Annotated in this window: 22 protein-coding genes and 1 pseudogene; 16 read left to right on the forward strand and 7 right to left on the reverse strand. The window is 70.3% G+C overall.

What is annotated here, in order from left to right:
- Positions 1-208 precede the first annotated feature (208 nt).
- From BCR15_RS12240 to BCR15_RS12255, 4 genes are read right to left on the reverse strand one after another with little or no spacing between them, the layout of a single operon-like run.
- Entirely contained in the window at positions 209-850 is a 642-nt protein-coding gene (locus BCR15_RS12240) for an acetyltransferase (RefSeq protein WP_068752586.1), read from the reverse strand.
- A complete protein-coding gene (locus BCR15_RS12245; RefSeq protein WP_068752498.1) occupies positions 843-1,478 on the reverse strand; it encodes a sugar transferase in 636 nt (211 codons plus the stop codon). The genes BCR15_RS12240 and BCR15_RS12245 overlap by 8 nt, the downstream gene beginning before the upstream one ends.
- Positions 1,465-2,622, reverse strand: coding sequence for a DegT/DnrJ/EryC1/StrS family aminotransferase (locus tag BCR15_RS12250; RefSeq protein WP_068752499.1), 1,158 nt, complete (start codon positions 2,620-2,622; stop codon positions 1,465-1,467). The genes BCR15_RS12245 and BCR15_RS12250 overlap by 14 nt, the downstream gene beginning before the upstream one ends.
- Positions 2,622-4,436, reverse strand: coding sequence for a polysaccharide biosynthesis protein (locus tag BCR15_RS12255; protein WP_068752587.1), 1,815 nt, complete (start codon positions 4,434-4,436; stop codon positions 2,622-2,624). Before BCR15_RS12255 ends, BCR15_RS12250 begins: the two co-directional genes overlap by 1 nt.
- Positions 4,437-4,619: 183 nt before the next feature.
- On the opposite strand from BCR15_RS12255, the gene uvrC reads away from it, so the two are divergent.
- The 12 genes and pseudogenes from uvrC (at position 4,620) to BCR15_RS12315 (ending at position 15,384) form a co-directional block, all read left to right on the forward strand.
- Positions 4,620-6,539 (forward strand): excinuclease ABC subunit UvrC, encoded by a 1,920-nt coding sequence (gene uvrC / locus BCR15_RS12260; RefSeq protein WP_068752500.1) that lies wholly within the window; start codon positions 4,620-4,622, stop codon positions 6,537-6,539.
- 68 nt (positions 6,540-6,607) lie between these two features.
- Entirely contained in the window at positions 6,608-7,201 is a 594-nt protein-coding gene (locus BCR15_RS12265) for a biotin transporter BioY (RefSeq protein WP_068752501.1), read from the forward strand.
- A complete protein-coding gene (locus BCR15_RS12270; RefSeq protein ID WP_068752502.1) occupies positions 7,198-7,893 on the forward strand; it encodes an energy-coupling factor ABC transporter ATP-binding protein in 696 nt (231 codons plus the stop codon). Before BCR15_RS12265 ends, BCR15_RS12270 begins: the two co-directional genes overlap by 4 nt.
- Positions 7,890-8,510, forward strand: coding sequence for a CbiQ family ECF transporter T component (locus BCR15_RS12275; protein WP_068752503.1), 621 nt, complete (start codon positions 7,890-7,892; stop codon positions 8,508-8,510). The genes BCR15_RS12270 and BCR15_RS12275 overlap by 4 nt, the downstream gene beginning before the upstream one ends.
- 64 nt (positions 8,511-8,574) lie before the next feature.
- A pseudogene (gene rapZ, locus BCR15_RS12280) lies at positions 8,575-9,430 on the forward strand (RNase adapter RapZ); the annotation flags it as partial.
- Entirely contained in the window at positions 9,427-10,374 is a 948-nt protein-coding gene (locus BCR15_RS12285; protein WP_068752504.1) for a gluconeogenesis factor YvcK family protein, read from the forward strand. The pseudogene rapZ and the gene BCR15_RS12285, both read left to right, overlap by 4 nt.
- A 34-nt stretch (positions 10,375-10,408) precedes the next feature.
- Positions 10,409-11,392 (forward strand): DNA-binding protein WhiA, encoded by a 984-nt coding sequence (whiA, locus tag BCR15_RS12290; protein WP_068752505.1) that lies wholly within the window; start codon positions 10,409-10,411, stop codon positions 11,390-11,392.
- A gap of 121 nt (positions 11,393-11,513) precedes the next feature.
- The gene (gap, locus tag BCR15_RS12295) at positions 11,514-12,509 is read left to right on the forward strand and encodes a type I glyceraldehyde-3-phosphate dehydrogenase (RefSeq protein WP_068752506.1); all 996 of its coding nucleotides are present in this window, start codon (positions 11,514-11,516) and stop codon (positions 12,507-12,509) included.
- Positions 12,510-12,610: 101 nt separating this feature from the next.
- Complete coding sequence (locus BCR15_RS12300; RefSeq protein ID WP_068752507.1) at positions 12,611-13,825, forward strand: phosphoglycerate kinase; 1,215 nt, start codon at positions 12,611-12,613, stop codon at positions 13,823-13,825.
- Positions 13,825-14,604 (forward strand): triose-phosphate isomerase, encoded by a 780-nt coding sequence (gene tpiA / locus BCR15_RS12305; protein WP_068752508.1) that lies wholly within the window; start codon positions 13,825-13,827, stop codon positions 14,602-14,604. Before BCR15_RS12300 ends, tpiA begins: the two co-directional genes overlap by 1 nt.
- 114 nt (positions 14,605-14,718) lie before the next feature.
- Positions 14,719-14,979: a preprotein translocase subunit SecG gene (gene secG / locus BCR15_RS12310; RefSeq protein ID WP_228383387.1), complete on the forward strand. Its 261-nt coding sequence runs from the start codon at positions 14,719-14,721 to the stop codon at positions 14,977-14,979.
- A gap of 48 nt (positions 14,980-15,027) precedes the next feature.
- Positions 15,028-15,384, forward strand: coding sequence for an RNA polymerase-binding protein RbpA (locus BCR15_RS12315; RefSeq protein WP_068752510.1), 357 nt, complete (start codon positions 15,028-15,030; stop codon positions 15,382-15,384).
- 10 nt (positions 15,385-15,394) lie between these two features.
- Here the strand turns inward: BCR15_RS12315 and pgl are convergent, their stop codons facing one another.
- Genes pgl through zwf form a run of 3 tightly spaced genes read right to left on the reverse strand, consistent with a single transcriptional unit; the run spans position 15,395 to position 18,496 of the window.
- Positions 15,395-16,126, reverse strand: coding sequence for a 6-phosphogluconolactonase (pgl, locus tag BCR15_RS12320; RefSeq protein WP_068752511.1), 732 nt, complete (start codon positions 16,124-16,126; stop codon positions 15,395-15,397).
- Positions 16,127-16,128: 2 nt separating this feature from the next.
- Complete coding sequence (locus BCR15_RS12325; RefSeq protein WP_068752512.1) at positions 16,129-17,031, reverse strand: glucose-6-phosphate dehydrogenase assembly protein OpcA; 903 nt, start codon at positions 17,029-17,031, stop codon at positions 16,129-16,131.
- Positions 17,032-17,044: 13 nt separating this feature from the next.
- The gene (zwf, locus tag BCR15_RS12330) at positions 17,045-18,496 is read right to left on the reverse strand and encodes a glucose-6-phosphate dehydrogenase (RefSeq protein ID WP_218058962.1); all 1,452 of its coding nucleotides are present in this window, start codon (positions 18,494-18,496) and stop codon (positions 17,045-17,047) included.
- A 199-nt stretch (positions 18,497-18,695) separates the two neighbouring features.
- On the opposite strand from zwf, the gene BCR15_RS12335 reads away from it, so the two are divergent.
- The 4 genes from BCR15_RS12335 (at position 18,696) to BCR15_RS12350 (ending at position 24,485) form a co-directional block, all read left to right on the forward strand.
- Positions 18,696-19,616, forward strand: coding sequence for a heme o synthase (locus BCR15_RS12335; RefSeq protein WP_332061137.1), 921 nt, complete (start codon positions 18,696-18,698; stop codon positions 19,614-19,616).
- Between the two features lie 37 nt (positions 19,617-19,653).
- A complete protein-coding gene (locus BCR15_RS12340; protein WP_068752515.1) occupies positions 19,654-20,973 on the forward strand; it encodes a DUF4921 family protein in 1,320 nt (439 codons plus the stop codon).
- A 51-nt stretch (positions 20,974-21,024) separates the two neighbouring features.
- A complete protein-coding gene (locus BCR15_RS12345; protein ID WP_068752516.1) occupies positions 21,025-22,446 on the forward strand; it encodes an MDR family MFS transporter in 1,422 nt (473 codons plus the stop codon).
- A 605-nt stretch (positions 22,447-23,051) separates the two neighbouring features.
- The gene (locus tag BCR15_RS12350) at positions 23,052-24,485 is read left to right on the forward strand and encodes an HNH endonuclease signature motif containing protein (RefSeq protein WP_068752517.1); all 1,434 of its coding nucleotides are present in this window, start codon (positions 23,052-23,054) and stop codon (positions 24,483-24,485) included.
- Positions 24,486-24,709 lie beyond the last annotated feature (224 nt).

Here is a 24,709-nt window from a genome sequence, read left to right on the forward strand (position 1 = left end):
GAAGCGTTGGCGGGTGCAGCATTGTTCGGCGCACTGGGAAACTCAGGGTGGCGGGCTGCGAGAGGTTCCGGCTCAGAGGCAGGGCAGCTGCCGCCAGCCCGTCGTGCGCGCGCCGATTGCCGACAGAGCCGTCCCCGCCCAAGGCCGTGGGTGCTTGCGCCGACCGTGACCCCATGCACCACGCGCTTCCGTCTCTTCGGCGCATCCGTCACCATCGGGCAGGAACGCCCTTCACGACAACATCGGTAGGGACGTTCCTCGTCACGAGTGCTGCCGCACCAACGACGGAACGAGCCCCGACCGAGAGCTGCTGAAGTACGGTTGCAGAAGCGCCCACTAGGACTTCCTCCCCGATGAAGACCTCCCCCGACAGGACGGCGGCGGGATTCACGGACACGTAGTCCCCGAGGATCGCATCATGGCCCACGGTGGCGTTCGGGTTGATGTGCACATGCTGTCCAGTGCGCACGTTTGTCGAGACGACCGCTCCCGCGCAGACCACAGCACCCGCACCCAGCTGAGCTGCCGCCCCAACTGTGGCCGTCGGATGGACAGCGGTGTACGCGAGGAGGCCAGCCGACTCGAGCAGTTCCACCAGACGTCGCCTAACTGAGGGAGAGCCGATGCCTAGGACGAAGCGCGCGCTTGGCGCCGTCTCAAGCCAGGCGCTGATCGTGCCAAGGTATTGAACGCCGCGTGCTTCCAGCCGGTCCTGATTCACCTCGGATGGGTTGTCGTCGACTACGCCCAGAACCTCAAGATCTGTGCCGTTTGCGATCATGGCGTCCAATGTGTCGAGTGCTTCGCGGCCGAACCCAGACGCTCCCACAACCACCACCTTCTCACGCATCTGCGCCACCCGTAGTTGCCGTTCCCTTGAACTCGGTCATGGTCGCTTGGCCTTCCTCGCTTATCCCGTCACGCTTCAGCACGGCCAGCGCGGTCCTCACGAGAATCTTCAGGTCCAGAGCGAGGCTCCGGCGGTCCACGTAGTCGACGTCCATCTTGAACTTCTCCTCCCAAGTGAGCGCATTCCGTCCTGACGCCTGCGCGAGTCCTGTGATGCCTGGTCGCACCTCGTGCCGGCGGGCCTGCTCTTCGCTGTAGAGCGGGAGGTACTTGACCAGGAGCGGCCTTGGGCCGACAAGGCTCATGTCGCCCTTGAGGACGTTCCACAACGTTGGCAGTTCGTCGAGGCTCGTGGCCCGGAGTGCCCTGCCGAACGGGGTGAGACGTTGCTCGTCCGTGACGTGATCAGCGTCCGGATGCCTCATGGACCTGAACTTCGCGAGCTCGAAGATCTCGCCGTTCAGCCCCGGTCTCTGCTGCCTGAATAGCACCGGACGTCCATGCTTGATTAGCACCAGCGCACCGACGGCCATTTGCAGCGGGGCGGTGACAATGAGGCCAACAGCGCCGGCGGTGATGTCGAGGCCGCGCTTTACGCTGTCGTAGGGCCGCGATCTATGCTGCGGCATCCGCACCGTCCAAGAACTGACCGATTGCCTCACGGACACGAGCCATGTGCGCCTCGTCAAGGACCGATCCACTGGGGAGAGACAGACCGCGGTGGAACAGCTCCTCGGCCGAACCGTCCGTAGAGGCCCTGGCGGAGGAATAGACCGGCTGGAGATGCATCGGCTTCCACAGGGGCCGCGACTCGATGTTGCGCTCAGCCAGTGCAGCCTGCATGGCGGCGGCTGAGAAGCCTGCCTCGGCAGGGTCCACAAGTATGGAGGTAAGCCAGAAGTTGTCGCGGGTATCGCCGCCATCGGCTCCGGACGGTTCGCCGAAGATGGTGACTCCGGACACGTCCGCGAACAGCTCGCGGTAGGCGAGCCGGTGCTGGCGGCGCCGCTCGATCATCTCGTCCAAGCGCGAGAGCTGGGCGCGGCCCAGCGCGGCGAGGATGTTGGACATCCGGTAGTTGTAGCCGATGTCGGTGTGCTCGTAGTGCACCACCGGCTGACGGGCCTGGGTGGCGAGGTAGCGGGTGTGCTTGGCGAACTCCTCATCGTCGGTGAGGAGCGCGCCGCCGCCGGAGGTCGTCATGATCTTGTTGCCGTTGAAGGAGATCGCCGCCGCCACGCCGAACGCGCCGGCGGATCGGCCGTTGCGGGTGGCACCGAGGGACTCTGCGGCGTCGGACAGCACCGGGACGCCGTGTGCCGCAGCGATGGCGTCGATGCGCTCGTGGTTGACCACCTTGCCGAGCAGGTCGACCGGGACCACGGCCTTGACGGTGCGGCCCTCTTTCGCCAACGTGTCGAACGCCTCTTCGAGGAGGTCGGGGTTCATGTTGCCGGTCTCGTCGGCGTCGATGAACACGGGCTCGGCACCGGTGTAGACGATGGAGTTCGCCGTCGCCGCGAAGGTGAGGCTGGAGGTGAGGACCAGGTCGCCCGGACCGACACCGAGGTTTAGCAGGGCCAGGTGCAGTGCGGCGGTGCCGGAGGACAGCGCGACCGCGTACTTGCGCCCCGTGTAGGCCGCGAGTTCCTCCTCGAACGCGTCGACCTCGGGGCCGAGGGGAGCGACCCACCCCGAGCGGATGGCGCGGACCAGCGCGTCTTCCTCAGCCTGTGTGACGTCCGGAGAGGACAAGTAGATGCGGTCGGCCACTAGTTCACCTTTGCAGAAGTCGAGGAAAGTGGGTTGCCCGTGGGCTCAGCGTCCAGCATCTGGGAGATGCCCTCTTCGCTGTCGTAGGCGAGGTCATCGGGATCCAGTGCCGGAACGTGGACCTCGCTGATCAGCGGGTGCTCGCTCTGCGAGCCGGCCTCCACCTCGCTGAACAGCACCTCGTGCATCTTCTCGCCATCACGCAGCCCAGTGAAGTGGATCTCGATGTCCTTCTTCGACTCGGCGATCATCCTCTTGGCCACGTCGAGGATCTTGACGGGCTCGCCCATGTCCAGCACCAGCACGTCGCCGGGGCGGCCGATGGCGCCGGCCTGCATGACCAGCTCGCAGGCCTCGGGGATGGTCATGAAGTAGCGCGTGACGTCGGGGTGGGTAACCGTGACCGGGCCGCCCTTCTCGATCTGGCTGCGGAACGCGATCAGCACCGAACCGCGGGAGCCCAGCACGTTGCCGAACCGCACAGAGAGGTAGGGCACCTGGTACTCGGTCGCGTACCACGCGGTGAGCCTCTCAGCGAGCCGCTTGGTGCGGCCCAGGACGCTCGTGGCGGCGGCCGCCTTGTCGGTGGAGATGTTCACGAAGCGCTCCACACCCACGGCGTACGCGGCCCGGAGCACGTTGCGGGTGCCCAGCACGTTGGTCTTCCAGCCCTCTTCGGGGAAGCGCTCCAGCATCGGCAGGTGCTTGAGCGCGGCAGCGTGGAACACCACGTGGGGGCGGTGTTGGAGGAACACCCGGCGAAGCGCGTCCTCGTCGCGGATGTCACACAGCACCATGTCGTCGGTGTCGAGGAGGCCGTTGCCGTATAGCTCGAGCTGCACGCCGTGCAGGGCGGACTCGTCGCGGTCCAGCAGGATGAGCTTGGCGGGGCCGAGGCGGTGCACCTGGGCGGCGAGCTCCGAGCCGATGGAGCCGCCTGCGCCGGTGACGAGCACCACCTTGCCGGTGATGTAGTCGGCGATGGCGCTCAGGTCGGTCTTGATGGGGCGGCGGCCCAGCAGGTCGGCCACGTTGAGCTGGCGCAGCGAGCCCATGGTGACCTGGCCGCCCACCATCTCCCGCAGCGGCGGAATGACCATCAGGTCTAGGCCGTGCTCGTCGCAGGCGGTGCTGAGACGCTGGATGAGGTCAGGGCTGGCAGCGGAGATGGCGAGGATCACGGCCTGGGCCTGCCGCTCCTTGGCCACCCTGACGATGTCCTTGCCGAGGCCCAGCACCTTGTGCTGCCGGACGCGCAGGTTGCGCTTGTCGCGGTTGTCGTCGACGAAACCGACGATGCGGTAGGGCGCGTCCTCCGCCAGATCCATGAGCGTGGCCACCTGGTGGCCGGCGTTGCCCGCGCCGTACACCACCGCGGGCACGGCGTTCGCGGCCGCGCTGCGTGGCCGGCTCTCCACGATCGCGCGGAAGGCCAGGCGGGCGGCTGCCATGAAGATCAGGGCGAGGCACGGCAACGCCACGGCGGCCCTGAGTGGGAAGTCGTCGGCCGCGAGGACGAAGGCCGTGCCGGCAAGGAGCGCGATGCCCCCGACGACGAACCCCGTGCTGGCGGCGTCAATGAAGCTGCCGATCCGGTTCCGCCCCAAATACTGCTGTGTGCCGAGGCCGGCGATGACCTGGAGCGCCACTGCCGTGATCGTGTAGATGAGCACCCAGCGGGCCTGGTCGGGTGCGACTGCCTCGTTGCGCATGGACAAGAAGACCCCCATGCCGAGGATCCAGGCCAAGGCGTCCCAGGCGATCAGGATGAGGCGCCGGACGACAGCGGGCAGACGGTACAAGCGGGCGCTCATCACGTTCGAGCCCCGTGGCTTGCCCCCGCCCACGGTTGATCCATCCCAATCCCCCATGGGGGTTACCCTATCTTTTGGACAAGGCCAGATGCCAAGCGCCACCCCCGAAACGAGACAGGTCGTCGGTCTCTGGAGCCGTGGGTGGTGACGAAGGGTTCGGAGCCGCGCGCCTAAGCTTGCCCCATGGCCGACCCCGCGAGCTACCGCCCGCCTCAGGGCAGTATCCCCACCGATCCCGGGGTCTACCGGTTCTTCGACTCGTTCGGCAACGTCATCTACGTCGGCAAGGCCAAGAACCTGCGCCAGCGCCTCAACTCCTACTTCGCCGACCCGTCGGCGCTGCACTTCCGCACCCAGACCATGGTCCGCACCGCCGCCAAGGTCGAGTGGACCGTCGTGGCCAACGAGCTGGAGGCGCTGCAGCTCGAGTACACGTGGATCCAGCAGTTCGACCCGCGATTCAACGTCAAGTACCGCGACGACAAGTCCTACCCCTGGCTCGCCGTCACCATGAGCGACGAGTATCCGCGCGTGTTCGTCGGACGCGGGGCCAAGAAGCGCGGCACGCGCTACTTCGGCCCCTTCGGCCAGGCGTGGGCCATCCGCGAGACCGTCGACCTGCTGCTGCGCGTGTTCCCCATGCGCTCCTGCACCCAGGGCGTCTTCAACCGGGCCCGGTCGTCGGGGCGCCCGTGTCTGCTGGGCGACATCGGCAAGTGCTCGGCCCCGTGCGTCGGCCGCGTCACCGCGGACGAGCACCGCGGGATCGCCGAGGACTTCTGCGCCTTCATGAGCGGCAACACCGGGGGCATCATCGGCCGGATCGAGCGCGAGATGTACCAGGCGTCGGCCGACCTCAACTTCGAACGGGCCGCCGTCCTGCGCGACTCGCTGGGTGCCCTCAAGCGCGTGCAGGAGAAGAACTCGGTGGTCCTCAGCGACGGCCTCCGCGCCGACGTCGTGGGGTTCGCCGACGACGGCCACCAGGTGGCGGTCCAGGTGTTCCACGTCGTCGACGGGCGCATCCTGGGGGAGCGCGGCTGGATCGCCGACCGCGCCGACGAGCGCCCGCTCACCGAACTCCTCGAGGTGTTCCTCGAACAGGTCTACACCGACGACCTGGAGATCCCGCCGCACATCCTCACCTCGGTGGAGGCGGAGGACACGCTCGTCGAGGACCTCAGCCGCCGCCGCGGATCGCGCGTCAGCATCCGGGTCCCGCTGCGCGGCGAGAAGCGCGCCCTGCTGGACACCGCCGTCAAGAACGCCGGCATGGCCCTGGACCAGGCCAAGCTGCGCCGCGCCTCGGACCTCACGACCCGCAACGCGGCGCTCGACGAGGTGGCCGACGCCCTCGGGCTGGCCGAGCCCCCGCTGCGCATCGAGTGCTACGACATCTCGCACACCATGGGCTCCGAGGTGGTGGGCTCCATGGTGGTCTTCGAAGACGGGCTGCCGCGCAAGAGCGAATACCGCCGCTTCATCATCAAGACCGTCGAGGGATCCAACGACGTCGGCGCCATCAGCGAGGTCCTGCAGCGCCGCCTGCGCCGCCTCATTGACGACCGGACGGCGGATCTCCGCGTCGACCCCACGACGGGGGAGGCCGCGAAGTTCGCGTACCCGCCGGCGCTCATCGTCGTCGACGGCGGCCTGCCGCAGGTCAACGCCGCCGCGGCCGTCCTGCGCGAGGCGGGCCTCGACGGCGAGATCGCGCTGTGCGGCCTGGCCAAGCGCCTGGAGGAGGTCTGGCTGCCCGGCGAGGACTACCCGCTGATCCTGCCGCGCGCCTCCGAGGGGCTGTATCTACTGCAGCGGCTCCGCGACGAGGCCCACCGCTTCGCGATCACCCACCACCGGGCGCGGCGGGCCAAGCAGGTCGTCGAGTCCGTCCTCGACGACGTGCCTGGGCTGGGCAACATCCGCCGCAAGGCCCTGCTCACGTACTTCGGCAGCCTGCGCAAACTGCGGCTGGCCAGCGTCGACGAGATCGCGGCCGTGCCGGGCTTCGGCCCCACGCTCGCGGCGACCGTCAAGGCCGCCGTCGCGGGCACCGGCGGAGAGGCCATCAACCTGACGACGGGGGAGGTGACCGAGACGTGACCCCCGATTTGAACAGTGTTCAAGGCGTGGGGCAGGATGGTGGCACCCCCGCTCACGAGGAGACCCCCATGACCACCACCACCCCCGCCGTCCGGGCGCGATCCCTCGCCCCGTCGGACCTCGCCTACGTCGCCGTCTTCGCCGCCCTCATCGCCGCCCTCGCGCTGACGCCCCCCATCCCCGTCGGCAGCCTCGGCGTGCCGATCACGCTGCAGACCCTCGGCGTGGCCCTCGCCGGGCTGTGCCTGGGCGCGTGGCGCGGCGCGGCCGCCGTCGGCCTGTACCTGCTCGTGGGCCTCGCCGGTCTGCCCGTCTTCTCGGGCGGCAAGGCAGGGCTCGCGGTGCTCGTCGGCCCCACCGGCGGTTACCTGCTGTCGTTCGTCCTCGCGGCCTTCCTCACCGGCCTCATCGCGCAGTTCGTGGTGCGGCGCGGCCTCAGCCGCCTGACGCCGCTGTGGCTGTTCCTCGGCGTCTTCGCCGTGCGGGTGGCCGTCATCTGGCCGCTGGGCGTCGCCGGGATCGCGCGCGCCGTCGGCAAGCCGATCGGCGATCTCTGGCTGAGCGACCTCGCGTTCTGGCCCGGCGACATCCTTAAGGGGATCGTCGCGGCGCTGGTGGCCTACGCCGTCCACAAGGCGTTCCCGAGGCTGCTCGGCCGATGATCAGCCTGCGCGGGGTCAGCGTCGTCATCCCGGCCGTGCGCCGGGGCGACGCCGACCGCGTGCTGCTCCGCGACATCACCCTGGACCTGGCGGAGCGGAGGATCGCCCTGGTCGGGGCGAACGGGTCCGGCAAGTCCACGCTCCTGCGCCTGCTCAACGGGCTTCGCCTGCCCACCGCGGGGACGGTCAGCGTCGACGGGCACGACACGGTGAAGGAGCCGCGCGCCGTGCGGTCGCGGGTCGGCTTCGTCTTCACCGACCCGTTGGCGCAGCTGCTCATGTCGACGCCCATCGAGGACGTCGAGCTCAGCCTGCGGTCGCGGATCCGCGGCCAACGGGAGCGGACCCGCCGGGCGCAGGAGCTACTGGACGAACGCGGGCTCGGGCACCTGGCCCACCAGAGCATCTACGACCTGAGCGGCGGCGAGCGGCAGCTGGTCGCGCTGACCAGCGTGCTGGCCGTCGAGCCCGCGATCCTGGTCGCGGACGAGCCGACGACGCTGCTGGACCTCCGCAACCGACGCGCCCTGCGCCGCACGTTCGCCGCGCTCGACCAGCAGCTGATCTACTCCACGCACGACCTGGACGTCGCGGCGGACGCCGACCGGGTCCTGGTGCTGCACGAGGGCCGCGTCATCGCCGACGCGGAGCCCGCCGCCGCATTGGCGGCCTACGAGGAGGTTCTGGTGTGAACGCCCACTCCTCCCTGCTCGGCCTCTACGAGCCGGGGCAGGGGTGGCTGTTCCGCTTCCCCGTCGGCCTCAAGTACCTACTTCTGCTCCTCGTGACGGTGCCGCCGCTGGTGTGGGGGCACTGGGGCGTGACGGTCGCGGCGCTGGCCGCGGTCCTGGTGCTGCTGGGGAGCTCCGGCATCGGCCCGGTGCGCGCGCTGCGGATCGGGTGGGTGCTGTGGATCCTGCTGCTGGTGATGGCCGTCTACCACCTGGTCTCGTTCAACCCGGCCGCGGCCGTCGTGCAGTCCGGGACCATCCTCGTCGCCGTCCTGGCCGCGCGGATGCTCACGCTCACGACCTCGACCCCGGTACTGATGGACGCGCTCGGCCGCGCGCTCGGCCCGCTGCGCTGGGTGCGGATCGACCCGCGGCAGGTGGCGCTCGCCGTCGCGCTGATGATCCGTTCGGTGCCGTACCTCATCGGCTCGATCGACGACGCCCGCGACGCCGCCCGCGCCCGGGGCCGCGACCGCAACCCGGCGCTGCTGCTGACCCCCGTGATCGTGGGGGCGGTGGCGTACGCGGAGCGCACCGGCGAGGCGCTGCACGCCCGCGGCCTCCCCGGCGACGACTGACCGGCGCGCGCGACGCTCACCCGACCCCAGCCGGGCCGGGCACTAGGCTGGGCAGCATGACCGACGCACCCCAAGAGTTCGCCCTCATCACCGGCATGTCCGGCGCGGGACGGCGCACGGCGGCGCACATGATGGAGGACCTCGGCTGGTACGTCGTCGACAACCTCCCTCCCGTCATGATCCCCGAGCTCGGCGCCACCCTGCGCGGTTTCGGGGTGACGCGGATCGCCGTCGTCGCCGACGTGCGCTCGCGCGAACAGTTCGAACAGCTGCCCGACGCCATCGCGCGGCTCAAGGCGGAAGGTGCGACGGTCACCACGGTGTTCCTGGAGGCCGCCGACGACGTCATCGTCCGCCGGCAGGAGTCCAACCGGCGCCCGCTCCCGCTGCAGGGCGGCGACCGCCTCATCGAGGGCATCGAGCGGGAACGCCGGCTCCTGGCGGACCTGCGCGCGGACGCCGACATCGTCGTCGACACCACCTACCTCTCGGCGCGGCAGCTGACGCAGCGCGTGGCCAACCACTTCGGCGACGAGGCCAGCGACGCGCTGAAGATCGCCCTGATCTCCTTCGGCTTCAAGAACGGGGTCCCGATCGACGCCGACATGGTCTTCGACGTCCGGTTCCTGCCCAACCCGCACTGGATCCCCGAGCTCCGGCCGAAGTCCGGCCTGAGCAAGGACGTCGCGCAGTACGTCCTCAAGCACGACGCGGCCCAGAAGTTCCAGGACGCCATGGTGAACCTGCTCACCGGCGTCGCGCCCGGCTACCTGTCCGAGGGCAAGCGCCAGGTCACCGTCGCCATCGGCTGCACCGGCGGCAAGCACCGCTCCACGTCCATGGCCGAGGAGCTGGCCGTCCGCCTGCGCGCGCAGGGTTTCCCCACCACCGTGCTGCACCGGGACCTGGGCAAGGAATGAGCCTGCACGAACTCCCGCGGGTCGTCGCGCTCGGCGGCGGGCACGGCCTCGCGGCCTCGCTCACCGCGCTGCGGCGCGTGACGGACCGGCTGACCGCCGTCGTCACGGTCGCCGACGACGGCGGGTCGTCGGGCCGGCTGCGGCAGGAGTTCGACATCCTCCCTCCCGGGGACCTGCGCATGGCGCTCGCGGCGCTGTGCTCCGACGACCACGTGGGCCGGACCTGGGCCAGCGTCCTCCAGGGCCGCTTCCGCGGCGACGGCCCCCTCGGCGGCCACGCCATCGGCAACCTCCTCATCGCCGGCCTCTGGCAGCAGCTGGGCGACCCCGTCGAGGGCCTCGACATGGTGGGCGATCTCCTCCGCACCCGCGGCCGCGTCCTGCCGATGAGCGCCGTGCCGCTGGAGATCGAGGCCGACGTGCTGGGCCTCGACCCCTTCGCCCCCGACGAGGTGTGCACGCTGTCGGGCCAGGCGACGGTGGCCAAGACCCGGGCGACCGTCCAGGCGGTGCGGCTCATCCCGGACCGGCCCCCGGCGCATCCGGCCGTCCTCGACGCTGTTCGGCACGCCGACAGCATCGTGCTCGGCCCCGGCTCCTGGTTCACGAGCGTCATCCCGCACCTGCTGGTGCCGGATCTGGCCCGCGCCGTGCTGGACAGCTCCGCCCAGCGCATCCTGGTGCTCAACATCGCGCCGGCGGAGGAGACCGACGGGTTCTCCGCGTCGCGGCACATCGAACTGCTCGCCGAGCATGCGCCCGGCCTGAACCTCGACGTCGTCATCGCCGACAGCCGGTTCGCCGACTCCGACCACCACCTCGAGAGCTACGTCCGCTCCCTCGGCGGCCAGCTCGTGACGGCGGACGTCCACGCCCGCGACGGGTCGGCCACGCACGACCCCAACCGGCTCGCCGCCGTCTTCAGCGAGGTCATCGGCGCCTGAGAAGGCGATTGGCCGTGTGTGGCAGACTGCGCGCATGGCCCTGACGCAGAAGGTGAAGTCCGAGCTGGCGAGCGTGCTGGCGCCGCACCCGTCGGTGCGTCGAGCCGAGGTCGCCACCATGCTCCGGTTCGCCGGCGGGCTGCACCTCGTCGGGGGCCGCATCGTCGTGGAGGCCGAGCTCGACACGGGCGCCGCCGCCCGCCGCCTGCGCACCTTCATCACCGAGCTCTACCACGTCGACAGCGAACTGCTGGTCATCAACGGCTCCGGCGTCCGGCGGGGCCCCCGCTACACGCTGCGCGTGGTCCGCGACGGTGAGCAGCTGGCCCGCCTCAGCGGCCTGGTCGACCAGCACCGGCGGCCCGTCCGCGGTCTGCCGCCCGCCGTCGTCGGCGGCTCGCCCGCTGACGCCGTCGCGATGTGGCGCGGCGCCTTCCTGGCCCGCGGCTCCCTCACCGAGCCCGGCCGCTCCATGGCGATGGAGATCACCTGTCCCGGCTCCGAGGCGGCCCTCGCCCTCGTGGGCGGCGCCCGGCGTCTCGGCATCACCGTCAAGTCCCGCGACGTGCGCGGCGTCGAGCGCGTCGTCATCCGCGACGGCGACGCCATCGGCGACCTGCTCACCCGCATGGGCGCCGGCGCCACCCGCATCCTGTGGGACGAGCGCCGCAAGCGCCGCGAGGTGCGCGCCAGCGTCAACCGGCTGGCCAACTTCGACGACGCCAACCTGCGGCGCTCCGCGCAGGCGGCCGTCACCGCGAGCGCCCGCGTCGAACGCGCGCTCGAGATCCTCGGCGACGACGTGCCGGACCACCTGCACCACGCCGGCCAGCTGCGGCTCGCGCACCGGCAGGCGAGTCTCGAGGAGCTGGGACGGCTGCACGAGCCACCGCTGACGAAGGACGCCATCGCGGGTCGCATCCGACGGCTGCTCGCCACGGCGGACAAGGTGGCCGAGGACCGCGGGATCCCCTCGACCGAGGCCGGGCTGCCCGCCGAGCTGCGCGACGACGACTGACCGGGCGGGGGCCCGGGGGCAATTGGGCCCCCCCATAGTGATTGCCGGGTGGACTGGATAGGATGAACCTGTCCGTATGCGCCTTCAAGGTGCAAGGTAGCTGAAAGGGATCGATTTCCTCATGACCGTTAAGGTTGCAATCAACGGCTTCGGCCGCATCGGCCGTAACTTCTTCCGCGCGCTGGTCGCGTCGGGTGCCGATCTTGATGTCGTCGCCGTCAACGACCTGACCGACAACAAGACGCTCGCCCACCTCCTCAAGTACGACTCGATCCTGGGTCGCTTCCCGGGCGAGATCAGCTACGACGACAACGCTCTGACCGTCGACGGCAAGGAGATCAAGGCCTTCGCCGAGAAGGATCCGGCCCAGCTCCCCTGGGGCGACCTCGGCGTCGACATCGTCATCGAGTCCACCGGCTTCTTCACCGACGCCACCAAGGCCCAGGCGCACATCGCCGCCGGCGCCAAGAAGGTCATCATCTCGGCCCCGGCCAAGAACGAAGACATCACGATCGTGATGGGCGTGAACGACGACAAGTACGACGCCGCCGCGCACACCATCATCTCGAACGCGTCCTGCACGACCAACTGCCTCGCCCCGATGGCCAAGGCGCTCAACGACGGCATCGGCATCGTCAAGGGCCTCATGACCACCATCCACGCGTACACGCAGGACCAGAACCTGCAGGACGGCCCGCACAAGGACCTGCGTCGCTCGCGCGCCGCGGCCCTCAACATGGTGCCCACCACCACCGGTGCCGCCAAGGCCGTCTCCCTCGTGCTCCCCGAGCTCAAGGGCAAGCTGGACGGCTACGCCATGCGCGTGCCCACCCCGACCGGCTCCGCGACCGACCTCACCTTCGAGGCCGCCCGTGAGACCACCGTCGAGGAGATCAACGAGATCATCAAGAAGGCGGCCGACGGCAAGGTCCTCGTCTACACCGAGGACGAGATCGTGAGCAAGGACATCGAGACGGATCCCGCCTCCTGCGTGTTCGACGCCAAGCTGACCAAGGTGATCGGCAACCAGGTCAAGGTGCTCGGCTGGTACGACAACGAGTGGGGTTACTCCAACCGCCTCGTCGACCTGACCGTCCTGGTCGGCTCGAAGCTCTGATCCACCGCACCCTCGTGGTCTGAATGACGGCCCTGTGACCCCCCGCGCGGGGTCGCAGGGCCGTCGTCTACCCCTCTGACACCTTCCAAGAAAGGTCAACCATGAAGTCTGTCGCAGATCTCGGCGATCTCTCCGGCACGCGGGTCCTCATCCGGTGCGACTTCAACGTCCCGCTGGACGCTGACAAGAACATCACCGACGACGGCCGCATCCGTGCGGCGCTGCCCACGCTCACCACCCTGCGTGAGGCCGGCGCCCGGGTCGTCGTCATGGCCCACCTGGGCCGCCCGAAGGGCGAGGTGAACCCCAAGTACTCCCTGGCGCCCGTCGCGGCGCGGCTCAGCGAGCTGCTCGGCGTGGACGTGAAGTTGGCCGGCGACGTCGTCGGCGAGTCCGCCAAGGCCACCGTCGAGGCGCTGGGTGACGGCGACGTCGCCCTGCTCGAGAACGTGCGCTTCGAGCCCGCCGAGGAGTCGAAGGACGAGGCGGCCCGCCAGGAGCTGGCCGCCAAGTACGCGGCCTTCGGCGACCTGTTCGTCTCCGACGGCTTCGGTGTCGTGCACCGCAAGCAGGCGTCCGTCTACGACGTCGCCAAGCTGCTGCCGAACGCGGCCGGGTTCCTGGTCGCCAAGGAGGTCGGCGTCCTGCGGAAGCTCACCGAGAGCCCCGAGCGCCCCTACGTCGTCGTCCTGGGCGGCGCGAAGGTGGCCGACAAGCTCGCGGTCATCGACAACCTGCTCAAGGTCGCGGACACGCTGGTCATCGGCGGCGGCATGGCCTTCACCTTCCTCAAGGCCCAGGGTCACGAGATCGGCGACTCGCTGCTCGACGAGTCGAACCTGCAGACCTGCCTCGACTACCTCGAGCAGGCCCGCCAGGCCGGCAAGCAGATCCTGCTGCCCGTCGACGTGCGCGTCGCCGACGGCATGGACTTCGACGCCCGCCAGACCAAGGGCGACGTCGAGGTCGTGTCGTCCGCGAACATCCCGGCCGGCAAGCAGGGCCTCGACATCGGCCCCGAGACCGAGCAGCTGTTCGCCGACGCGATCAAGGGCGCCCGGACGGTCTTCTGGAACGGCCCCATGGGCGTGTTCGAGATCGAGGCGCTCTCGCACGGCACGGCCGCGGTGGCGCAGGCCCTCACCGAGGTCGACGGGCTGTCGGTCGTCGGTGGCGGCGACTCGGCCGCGGCGGTCCGCGTCCTCGGCTACGCCGACGACGCGTTCGGCCACATCTCGACCGGCGGTGGTGCGTCGCTCGAGTTCCTGGAGGGCAAGGAGCTCCCCGGGATTTCCGTTCTGGAGGAGGACAACTGATGACCCGCAAGCCCATCATGGCCGGCAACTGGAAGATGAACGTCGACCACATCGAGGCGACCGGCCTGGTCGAGAAGATCCACTACGCGCTGCTCGACAAGGACTACGACCCGGCCAAGTCCGAGGCCGTGCTCATCCCGCCGTTCACCGCCCTGCGCACCGTGCGCACGCTCATCGACGGCGACCGTCTCCCGTTCCAGCTCGGGGCCCAGAACGTGTCCCAGCACGACAACGGCGCCTACACCGGCGAGATCTCCACGGCGATGCTCGCCAAGCTCGGTGTGAGCTACGTGGTCGTCGGCCACTCGGAGCGTCGCCAGTACTTCGGCGAGACCGACGAGATCATCAACGCCAAGGCCGCCAAGGCCCTGGCCGCGGGCATCACGCCGATCATCTGCGTCGGTGAGGGCCTGGACATCCGCAAGGAGGGCCGTCACGTCGAGTACACCCTCGAGCAGGTCCGCGGCACCCTCGCCGGCCTCACGGCCGAGCAGGTGGCCGGGCTCGTCATCGCCTACGAGCCCGTCTGGGCGATCGGCACCGGCGAGGTGGCGACCCCCGAGGACGCGCAGGAGGTGTGTGGGGCCATCCGCCAGGAGGTCGCCGCGCTGTACGACGAGCCGACGGCCGAGGCCGTCCGCATCCAGTACGGCGGCTCCGTGAAGGCCGACAACGTCGCGCAGATCATGGCCAAGCCGGACGTCGACGGCGCTCTCGTCGGCGGCGCGAGCCTCAAGCCCGAGGAATTCGCCGCCATCGTGCGGTTCTACCAGCTCTGAGCCAGACGCCTGACGGCGCGGGATCCTGCGGGGTCCCGCGCCGTTTCGCATGTCCGGTGTGGACGGCGGGGGGCGAATGTGGAATCCCGGGGCCGGTCGGATAGTCTTGGGCGCGTGATTGTCCCCCTCGTGTCCTGGCCGGTGACGACGCTCTCCATCATCGTGATCGTGTTGAGTGTTCTCCTCGCGGCCACCGTGCTCCTCCACAAGAGTCGTGGCGGGGGCATGTCCGATCTGTTCGGCGGCGGCATGTCGACCTCCATGGGCGGAGTGTCGACGGCGGAGCGCAGACTCGACCGGATCACGGTCGTGTTGTCGCTCACGTGGCTGCTCACGATCGTCGGACTGCTGGTGCTGTACCGCATCGGCGCCTGACGGCACGAGTCCTTTCCCCAATCACCGACGTCTGAGGAGATAAACAAAGTGGCAGGTGGCAACGCCATTCGCGGCAGCCGGGTCGGCGCCGGTCCCATGGGTGAGGCCGAGCGCGGCGATTCCGCGCCCCGGCTCCACGTCTCGTACTTCTGCGCCAGCGGGCACGTGACGCGCCCCGCGTTCTCCATGGACGCGCAGATCCCGGAGTCGTGGGACTGCCCGCGCTGCGGACTCCCGGCGAACACCGACGCGGACAACCCGCCGCCGCCGCCGAAGATCGTCCCCTACAAGACGCACCTCGCCTACGTGAAGGAGCGCCGCTCCGACGCCGAGGCCGCCCAGATCCTGGCCGAGGCGGTCAGCGCGCTGCGTGCGCGCCGCGCCGCCGGCGAGATCATCTACTGACCCTGCGGGGTCACAGGCCGCAGCGGAACTGCTCCGGCAGGCCCGCGGCCGCCTCGTCGTCGAGGTACCAGTAGGTCGCGACCTCCCCGTGAACATGTGCCGCGGGGAGCCGCTCGTCTCCGGCCAGAGCTCGCGCGATGGCCTCGGACTTTCCGGGCCCGGTGGCCATCACCCACATCTCGGTGGACCGGTTGAGCGCCGGGATGGTCAACGAGATCCGTTCCGCCGGCGGCTTCGGCGCGTCGGTGACGCCGATCACGTTGCGGGTCGTGGGCTCGAAGCTGGGATGACCGGGGAAGATCGATGCGACGTGGCCGTCCTCACCCACCCCCAGCAGCGTGACGTCGAAGTGGGTCCCGCCGAGCTCGGCCTCGTACTCGGCGGCGCACTCATGCGAGTCCTTGCGCCCGTCCTTGGCGGCCATCATGTGCGTGTCGGCGGACTTGATCGAGACGGTGCGGGCCAGCCGCGACACCGCCTGCAGCGAGTTGCGATCCGGGTCGGTGGCCGGCACGAAGCGTTCGTCGCCCCACCACAGCTGCAGCTTCGCCGCGTCGAGCGCCGACCCCTCGGCGAGCTCCGCGAACCGCTCGTACATGGCGTTGGCCGCGTTGCCGCCCGTCAGACACACGTGCACGATCGGCTGGACGTCCTGCAGCTCGATCAGCCGCTCCAGGAGCCGGCGGGCGACGAGGTCGCTCACCTCGTCGGCCTCGGGCATCCGTACGACGCGCCGATACATGGTCAGCGTCCCTCGGCGTCGGCCACGAGCCGGCGGGTGGCCGCCTCGAAGATGTCATCGGCGTCCATGCGCTGCAGTTCCTCGGTGAGCAGGTCCGTCAGCGGGCGGCGGCGCAGGGCGACCGTGCGCTGCGGCTGGTGCGGCACCTGGTAGATCGCGGTGCCCTCCGCGACGCGGCGGACGGTGACGTCGCCTTCCGTCGTGGTCAGCCGCACCTCGTTGACCCCCGGGTGCTCGCCGTCGAACCGCTCGACGGGGATGGCGAGCCGGTCGCTCAGCCACGCGGCCAGCAGGGTGGCGGGGGCGTTGTCGGGGGCGGAGACCACCAGCGCGCCCGTGACCTCGGCGTGGCTCTGGTCCAGGGCGGCGGCGAGCAGAGCGCGCCAGCGGGTGAGCCTCGTCCACGTCAGGTCGGTGTCGCCGGGGGAGTGGTTCCGGGCCCGGCGCAGCAACGCGTCCTGCGGGTTGTGGCAGCCGGCGGCATCGGTGATGCGCCGGTCCGCGAGCCCTCCGATGGGATCCTCCGCCAGATGGTCGGGGGCATCGTTCGGCCACCAGGCGATGGTGGGGGAGTCCGGCAGCAGGAGCGGCAGGCAGATGGAGTCGGCGTGGTGGCGCAGCTCCCCGTGCAGGCGCAGCACGACGAGGTCACCGGGCATGCCCTCGCCGATCTCGATGCTGGCGTCGAGCTGCGACGGCCCCTCGTCGATGTAGGTGACGACGATGACCCGCGACGGATGCGCCGTCGCGGACGCCTTCGCGGCCGAGAGGACCTCCTCGAAGTGGTCGTCCTCGGTGACGATGAGCAGGGTCAGCACCATGCCGCTCGCCCCGGCGGTGCGCTTGGCGTTGATGAGCGCGGCGGCGACGTCCCGCGACGACGTGTCGGTCAGTTCGATGATCATGCGTGCGTCCTCCTCACGGCCTGCGCCAGCTGAAGCCGTCGCGGGCCAGCATCTCGCGCCCGGAGGCGGGGCCCCACGTGCCGGATGCGTACTGTTCTGGCTGTTGCTTGAGCGAGGCCCAGTACTCGATGACCGGGTCCAGAATCTTCCAGCTGAGCTCGACCTCCTCCTGCTGCGGGAACAGCGGCGGGTCGCCCAGCAGGACGTCGAGGATCAGCCGCTCGTAGGCCTCGGGCGACGACTCGGTGAAGGAGCCGCCGTAGCCGAAGTCCATGCTCACCTCGCGGATCTCCATCTGCGTGCCGGGGACCTTCGCCCCGAACCGCAGCGTCACGCCCTCGTCGGGCTGGATCCGCATCACGAGGGCGTTGGTGCCCAGCTCCTCGGTGTCGGTGGCCGTGAAGGGCAGGTGCGGGGCGCGCTTGAAGCTCAACGCCACCTCGGTGACGCGGCGCGGCATCCGCTTGGCCGAGCGCAGATAGAACGGCACCCCGGCCCAGCGCCGGTTGTCGATGTCCACCCGCATGGCGGCGTAGGTCTCGGTGGTCGAGCCCGGTGAGACGCCGTCCTCCTCCAGGTATCCGATGACCGGACGGCCGCCCTGCCAGCCGGCGGCGTACTGGCCGCGGGCGGTGTGCAGGTCGTAGCGGTCGGGCACGCGGGCGGCGGCGAGCACCTTCTTCTTCTCGGCGCGCAGCTGGCCCGCCTCGAAGGACGTCGGCTCCTCCATGGCGGTCAGGGCCAGCAGCTGAAGGAGATGGTTCTGGATGACGTCGCGCGCGATGCCGATGCCGTCGAAGTAGCCGGCGCGCCCCCCGATGCCGATGTCCTCGGCCATGGTGATCTCGACGTGGCTCACGTAGTGGTTGTTCCAGATCGGCTCGAACATCTGGTTGGCGAAGCGCAGCGCCAACATGTTCTGCACCGTCTCCTTGCCCAGGTAGTGGTCGATGCGGAACACCTCGTGCGGCTGGAACAGCACGGACACCACGTCGTCGAGTTCGCGGGCCGACTCCAGGTCGTGCCCGAACGGCTTCTCGATGACCACCCGGTTCCAGTTGCCCTCATGCCGCTCCGTCATGCCGTGCCGGCGCAGCTGCGTCATCACCTGCTCGAAGCTCGACGGCGGGATCGACAGGTAGAAGGCGTGGTTGCCGCCGGTGCCGCGGGCGGTGTCGAGGTCGCGGATGGTGTCGCGGAGGCGCTCGAAGGACTGGTCGTCGTCGAACGTCCCGGGCACGAAGCGGATGCCCTCGAGCAGCTGCTCCCACACCTCCTCGCGGAAGGGGGTGCGCGCGTTCTCCTTGACGGCGTCGTGGACGACCTGCGCGAAGTCCTGGTCGGCCCAGTCGCGGCGGGCGAAGCCCACCAGCCCGAAGCCGGGCGGGAGCATGCCGCGGTTGGCGAGGTCGTAGACGGCGGGCATCAGCTTCTTGCGCGACAGATCACCGGTCACGCCGAAGATGACGAGCACGCAGGGCCCGGCGATGCGGGGCAGGCGCCGGTCCTGGGGGTCGCGCAGGGGGTTCACGTAGCTGTTCATCGTCGCCCACCCTATCTCCGCCGCCGTGGTGGGGGGAATGGGTCCGCGGCCGCGGCGTTGGGCGGCGCTGCGCCACCGGGGTAGACTGCCGGGAGCAAATTCGTCGGGAAATGGGGTGCGTGTGGCCGTCAGCTCCGTCGCCGCATCCTCGGGGGCGCGCTTCTGGGACGTCGTGAAGGCGTACGTCGCGCTGACCAAGCCTCGCATCATCGAGTTGCTCCTGGTCACCACAGCTCCCGCGATGTTCCTCGCCGCGGGCGGCCTGCCGCCGTGGCAGCTCATCCTCGTCACCATGATCGGCGGCATGTTCGCCGCGGCCTCGGCCAACACCTTCAACTGCGTGCTCGACGCCGACATCGATGAGATCATGCGCCGCACCCGGCGCCGGCCCGTCCCGCGGCACCAGGTGTCCACCAGCCACGCGCTGGTCTTCGGCGGGGTCCTGGCCGTCCTCGCCACGCTGATCCTGGGGTTCGGCGCGAACTGGCTCTCAGCGGTCCTGGCGCTGGCGGCCAACGCCTTCTACGTCTTCGTGTACACCATGTGGCTGAAGCGCCGCACCTGGCAGAACATCGTGTGGGGCGGCATCGCCGGGTGCTTCCCGCCGCTCATCGGCTGGACGGCCGTCACCGGCCGCGTCGACTGGGCCCCCCTGATCCTGTTCGCCGTGGTGTTCCTCTGGACGCCGCCGCACACGTGGGCGCTGGCGTTCAGGTACCGCGACGACTACGCCGCGGCCGGGGTGCCGATGCTGCCGGTGGTGTCGACGCCGCCGCGCGTGGCCGCGCAGATCTTCTGGTACACGCTGGCCACCGTCGCGGTGTCGCTGCTGCTGTGGCCGGTGACCCCGACGGGGCCGCTGTACCCGGTCGTCGCGGCCGTCCTCGGCGCGGTGTTCATCGCGGAGGCGGTGGCCCTGTGGCGGCGGGCCCGCGCGGGCGCCGACGGGCCGCAGCTCAAGGCGATGCGGCTGTTCCACCTGAGCAACACCTACCTGGCGCTGCTGTTCCTGGCGGTCGCCGTCGACCCGCTGCTGTTCTGAGCCCCGCCCCCGCGCGCCGCGCAGTATCGTCGGGCGCATGCAGCGGCGGGAGCCCGACTACGTCACGGTGCTCAGCGACGGCACCGTCAAGCAGGTCAACCCCTTCACCGGCACCGAGGTGTGGACGGTCGCGGGGCGCGCGAACCGCCCCCTCGGCGTGACCGCGACGTCCGCCGCCCCGCTCGGTCCCGCCGACCACGACCACCGGTGCGCGTTCTGCCCGGCGCGCTATCTCGAGACCCCGCCGGAGAAGTCGCGCGTGGTCCGCTCTGGCGACGGGTGGCGCACGCTGTACCGGACGCCGGCGGAGGAGCTGTTCGCCACCGTCGCGGAATTCCGCCGGGTGCCCAACCTCTTCGAGATCCTGGGCTTCGACTACTGGCACCGCAACTACGGCTTCGAGCTGCCCGCCCGCGTCCGCGACCGCCGCGACGCCTACCTCGCGACTCCGGCGGGACGGTCCCACGTCCTGGGGGTCGTCGCCGCGAAGCTGCGGGCGTCCGGCCTCGACGACGCCGCCATCGCGGGGCTGCCGGAGTCGGAGCGGCTCGCGCTGGCGTCGGGGTTCTTCGGAGGCGGCCACGACCTCATCGTCGCCCGACGCCACTTCGTCGACGGTGCGGTCGACGACTCGCAGCTGGCGTCGTCGGGGACGCTGACCCCGGAGGAACACGAGCGGTTCATCGCCTACACCATCGGGTCGGCGCGGATGGCCTACGACCTCAACCCGCACGCCCGGTACGTCACGGTGTTCCAGAACTGGCTCAAGCCCGCGGGCGCCTCGTTCGACCACCTCCACAAGCAACTCGTGACCATCGACGAGCACGGCGCGCAGCACCAGGCGACCCTGGCCCGACTCCGCGCCAACCCGAACCTGTTCAACGAGGCCGGACCCAACCACGCGGCCCGCCTGGGACTCATCATCGCCGAGAGCGACCACGCGATCGCGTTCGCAGGCTACGGGCACCGCTTCCCGACCATCGAGATCTACTCGACGGCGGCGGCGTCACATCCGTGGGCGTTGGGGGCAGCTGAAATGCGCGGCATGTCGGACATGATCCACGCCATGCATGCCGCGACCGGACCGGGCGTGCCCACCAACGAGGAGTGGCACTACCGGCCCCTCGACGTCGCGGAGGCCATGCCGTGGCGGGTCAACCTGAAGTGGCGCGTCTCCACGCTCGCCGGGTTCGAGGGCGCCACCAGCATCTACCTCAACACCGTCGCACCGGCTACGCTGCGTGACCGGGTCGTCACCGCGCTCCTGGGACTCCGCGACCGCGGACTCCTGGCGACGGGGCTGGCGATCGGGGACGAGGCCAGTGGCCGCCCCGACCCCCTGCGCTACCGCACCTAGGTCCGCCCGCCCCGCCGGTGGGGCCGGGCCGCGACGAAGGGACCACCAGCCGTGACCACCGAGACGACTCCACCCGCCACGCGCGGGGTGATCCCCATCCTGCTCGTCGCCGCGTTCGTCGTGATCCTCAACGAGACGACGATGAACGTCGCCCTCAGCTCGATCATGACGGACCTCGGCGTGACCGAGCGCACCGCCCAGTGGCTCACCACCGCGTTCATGCTCACCATGGCCGTGGTCATCCCCGTCACCGGGTGGCTCCTGGACCGGCTGCCCACCCGCACCGTCTTCACCCTCGCCCTCGGAATGTTCAGCACCGGCACCCTGGCCTGCGCCGTGGCGCCGGACTTCACCCTGCTCGTGGCCGGCCGCGTGATCCAGGCGTCGGGGACGGCGATCATGCTGCCCCTGCTGATGACCACGATCATGCGCCTCGTGCCCGGCGACCACCGCGGCCGGGTGATGGGCAACGTGTCGATGGTCATCTCGGTGGCGCCGGCCGTCGGCCCCACGCTGTCGGGGCTCATCCTGCAGGTGGCCACGTGGCGGGTGATCTTCTGGGTGATGCTGCCCATCGCGCTGCTCATGCTGGTGCTGGGCAGGAGCCGCCTGGTCAACGTCGGGGAGGCGAGCCGGACCCCGCTCGACGTCGCCTCCGCGCCGCTGACGGTCCTGGCGTTCGGCCCGCTGGTCTACGGGCTGAGCACCGTCGGCTCCGACGCCGTGGCCGCCTGGATTCCTGGTGCGGCCATCGCCCTCGGGCTCGCCGGGCTGGCGGCGTTCGTGTGGCGCCAGCACAGTCTGCAGGGATCCGGCGCCCCGCTGCTGGATCTGCGGACGTTCACGCACCGGACGTTCACGGTCGCGGTGCTGATCATGGCCGTCGCGATGATGGCGCTGTTCGGGACCGTGATCATGCTGCCGCTGATCCTGCAGCGGGCGTTCGGGATGGCGCCGCTTCAGGTGGGGTTGATGCTGCTGCCGGGTGGTGTCGCGATGGGCCTGCTGTCGCCCGCGGTCGGCCGGCTGTACGACCGGGTCGGGCCGAGGGCGCTCGTCGTGCCCGCCAGCCTGGTGGTCATGGGGGTGTTCGCGTTCTTCGCGACGATCAGTCTGGCCACGCCGTGGTGGGCGGTCACGCTCGGGCACGTGGTGATGAGCATGGGCTTCGCGGCCATGTTCACGCCGCTGTTCACCGTGGCGCTGGGGTCGCTGCCGCGCCCGCTGTACTCGCACGGCTCCGCCGTCGTGGGCACGGTGCAGCAGGTCGCGGGGGCGGCGGGTACGGCCGTGTTCGTGACGATCTTCGCGGTGCAGTCCGCGGCCGCGCCCGGCGGGGAGGCTGAGGCGATGGTCGCCGGCGCCCGGTGGGCGTTCCTCGCCGCGAGCGCGATCTGGACCGTGGCGGTGGTCGCGGCCCCGTTCCTCCGTCGCCCCGACGGAGACCCGGCCTCGCTCCCCGCCGCGCACTGAACCCCCGCCGGTACGTTCGCTGAGGTCGCGTGCTCGCTCGCTGAGGTCGCGTGCCCGTTCGCTGAGGTCGCGCACCCGCTCGCTGAGGTCGCGCCCGACGGCGGAGCCGTCCGGGCGAGTCTCGAAGCCGACGCCGTAGGCGTCGATCCCTGGACCCATCCGCTGAGGTCACGCCTGCCTCGTTCGCTGAGGTCGCGCCCGACGGTGAAGCCGTCCGGGCGAGTCTCGAAGCCGACGCCGCAGGCGTCGATCCCTTGACCACCGCTCCTGAGGTTGCGCCCTGCCTCGTTCGCTGAGGTCGCGCCCGGTGCGGAGCACCCGGGCGAGTCTCGAAGCCGACGCCGCAGGCGTCGATCCCCCCGAGCGCAGCACGGATAGCAGCCTTAGTCGGGCCCGGGGGCGGGTTAGGGCGTTGGTGGGGGAGTTCGACGGCGTGTCGTGCTGGTGAGGGCGGTCCGTTCGCTGAGGTAGCGGCCACCCGTTCGCTGAGGTCGCGCCCGGTGCGGAGCCGTCCGGGCGAGTCTCGAAGCCGACGCCGTAGGCGTCGATCCCTGGACCACAGCCCCGATCAGAAATTGTCAGTGGCCCCCGCAATAATAGGTCACATGAGCGACTTACGGGATCTCGGGCAGCGATACTTCGCCGCGCTCTGGGACGCCGTCGGCACGCTCGACGGCGACGCCACCGCCGCGGTCGACCGGCTGAGTGGGCTGGTCACGGCAGTCACGGAAGCCGAAGCCCAGCTCGCCGGTCTCCGCCTCCACCTGCTGCATGAGGCGAAGCTGGCCGCGGCGGAGGCCGTGATCGATGGGGTGCGGCAGTCGGTGCGCACCACCCCCGCGCAGGCCACTGCGAGTCTCCGGCTTGCGCAGGATCTGTGTGACCGGTTTCCGCTGATCGGCGCAGCCTTGAACGACGGCTCGATCTCGCTGGCGCAGGCCGACGCCATCGTCACGGGCTTGCGGAAGCTGCCCGGGCGATTGACCCGGGCGGAGTTGACGCGTTGCGAGGAGGAGATCCTGCAGCACGTCGACACCCTGGGCCCCTCGGAGTTGCGGGTGTTGGCGGCTCGTCTGGTGGAGATCATCGACCCCGAAGCATCGGACGCGGATGACGCGAAGCGCTTGGCGCGGGAGGAAGTGGCGGCGCATCGGGGTCGGTTCCTGCGGCTGGCGCCGGACTATCACGGGTCGATGCGCATCACCGGACAGTTGCCGGTCGCAGACGCAGCGTTGTTGATTGCGCAACTGGACGCCTTGATGCCGGACGCCTCTACCTACACCTCCGCCGGTGAGGCCGCGTCACGGGACGCGCGCCGGGCGGATGCGCTGGTCCTGCTGACCCAGAAGGCCGCCTCCAGTGGTGCGCTGCCCAGGCATGGTGGGGATCGCCCGCAGGTGCACGTCACCCTCGACCTCGACACCCTCAAGCAGGGCCTCGGGAAGGCCTGCCTGATCGGTCTCGACGACGTCGACGGCCTGTCTGCCGGCGAGGTGCGCCGGTTGGCGTGTGACGCCGGCATCATCCCCGTCGTGCTGGGCGGGCCATCCCGGCTGCTGGATGTGGGCCGGACCTACCGCATGTTCACTCCCGGCCTGCGGGCAGCGCTGGTGCAGCGCGACGGGGGTTGCGCGTTCCCGGGCTGCACCGCGACCCCGGCGTGCTGTGAGGCGCATCACATCGTCCCGTGGTGGCAGGGCGGTGAGACCCGGCTCGGGAACGGCGTCTTGCTCTGTCCGCACCATCACCGCCTGGTGGAGCCCGACCCGTTGCAGTCCGAGGCCTCGCAGTGGCGGGTGGATCTGGATCCGGTGACCGGGCTGCCGTGGTTCACGCCACCGCGACACATCGACCCGGCCAGACGCCCACGGCAACACCGCCGCTTCCGACTCGAACAGATCCGCGCCGGGGCACCACCCTGCCCAGACGGCGACCCACCAGACGGCGACCCTCCCGAGACGGAGTCGTCCGACGCTCGCCGGCCGGACCTGGACGATCTCATCCGCCGCTCCGCCCACATCTGGGGCGACGGCACCTGACGACCCTCGGGGATCGACGCCTGCGGCGTCGGCTTCGAGACTCGCCCGGACGGCTCCGCCGTCGGGCGCGACCTCAGCGAGCGGGGTGGCGCGACCTCAGCGAGCGAGGGGGTGGGACGGTGGGGCGGCTGCGCGCAGGGATGCCCAACCCGACGATCACCTAGCTGGCGTCCCGCTTAGGCAGACCCGGGCCAGGGCCGCTCCACCGGCACGCCCCCGGACCC

The sequence above is a fragment of the Tessaracoccus lapidicaptus genome (assembly GCF_001693815.1).
Lineage (GTDB): Bacteria > Actinomycetota > Actinomycetes > Propionibacteriales > Propionibacteriaceae > Arachnia > Arachnia lapidicapta.

What these genes read in the sequence shown, in the direction of transcription:
- gap (WP_068752506.1), top strand. Translation starts at nt 11,514, where the DNA reads ATGACCGTTAAGGTTGCAATCAACGGCTTCGGCCGCATCGGCCGTAAC.
- BCR15_RS12350 (WP_068752517.1), top strand. Translation starts at nt 23,052, where the DNA reads ATGAGCGACTTACGGGATCTCGGGCAGCGATACTTCGCCGCGCTCTGG.
- BCR15_RS12340 (WP_068752515.1), top strand. Translation starts at nt 19,654, where the DNA reads ATGCAGCGGCGGGAGCCCGACTACGTCACGGTGCTCAGCGACGGCACC.
- BCR15_RS12265 (WP_068752501.1), top strand. Translation starts at nt 6,608, where the DNA reads ATGACCACCACCACCCCCGCCGTCCGGGCGCGATCCCTCGCCCCGTCG.
- tpiA (WP_068752508.1), top strand. Translation starts at nt 13,825, where the DNA reads ATGACCCGCAAGCCCATCATGGCCGGCAACTGGAAGATGAACGTCGAC.
- BCR15_RS12285 (WP_068752504.1), top strand. Translation starts at nt 9,427, where the DNA reads ATGAGCCTGCACGAACTCCCGCGGGTCGTCGCGCTCGGCGGCGGGCAC.
- pgl (WP_068752511.1), bottom strand. Translation starts at nt 16,126, where the DNA reads ATGTATCGGCGCGTCGTACGGATGCCCGAGGCCGACGAGGTGAGCGAC.
- BCR15_RS12255 (WP_068752587.1), bottom strand. Translation starts at nt 4,436, where the DNA reads ATGAGCGCCCGCTTGTACCGTCTGCCCGCTGTCGTCCGGCGCCTCATC.
- uvrC (WP_068752500.1), top strand. Translation starts at nt 4,620, where the DNA reads ATGGCCGACCCCGCGAGCTACCGCCCGCCTCAGGGCAGTATCCCCACC.
- BCR15_RS12270 (WP_068752502.1), top strand. Translation starts at nt 7,198, where the DNA reads ATGATCAGCCTGCGCGGGGTCAGCGTCGTCATCCCGGCCGTGCGCCGG.
- whiA (WP_068752505.1), top strand. Translation starts at nt 10,409, where the DNA reads ATGGCCCTGACGCAGAAGGTGAAGTCCGAGCTGGCGAGCGTGCTGGCG.
- BCR15_RS12300 (WP_068752507.1), top strand. Translation starts at nt 12,611, where the DNA reads ATGAAGTCTGTCGCAGATCTCGGCGATCTCTCCGGCACGCGGGTCCTC.
- BCR15_RS12325 (WP_068752512.1), bottom strand. Translation starts at nt 17,031, where the DNA reads ATGATCATCGAACTGACCGACACGTCGTCGCGGGACGTCGCCGCCGCG.
- BCR15_RS12240 (WP_068752586.1), bottom strand. Translation starts at nt 850, where the DNA reads ATGCGTGAGAAGGTGGTGGTTGTGGGAGCGTCTGGGTTCGGCCGCGAA.
- BCR15_RS12245 (WP_068752498.1), bottom strand. Translation starts at nt 1,478, where the DNA reads ATGCCGCAGCATAGATCGCGGCCCTACGACAGCGTAAAGCGCGGCCTC.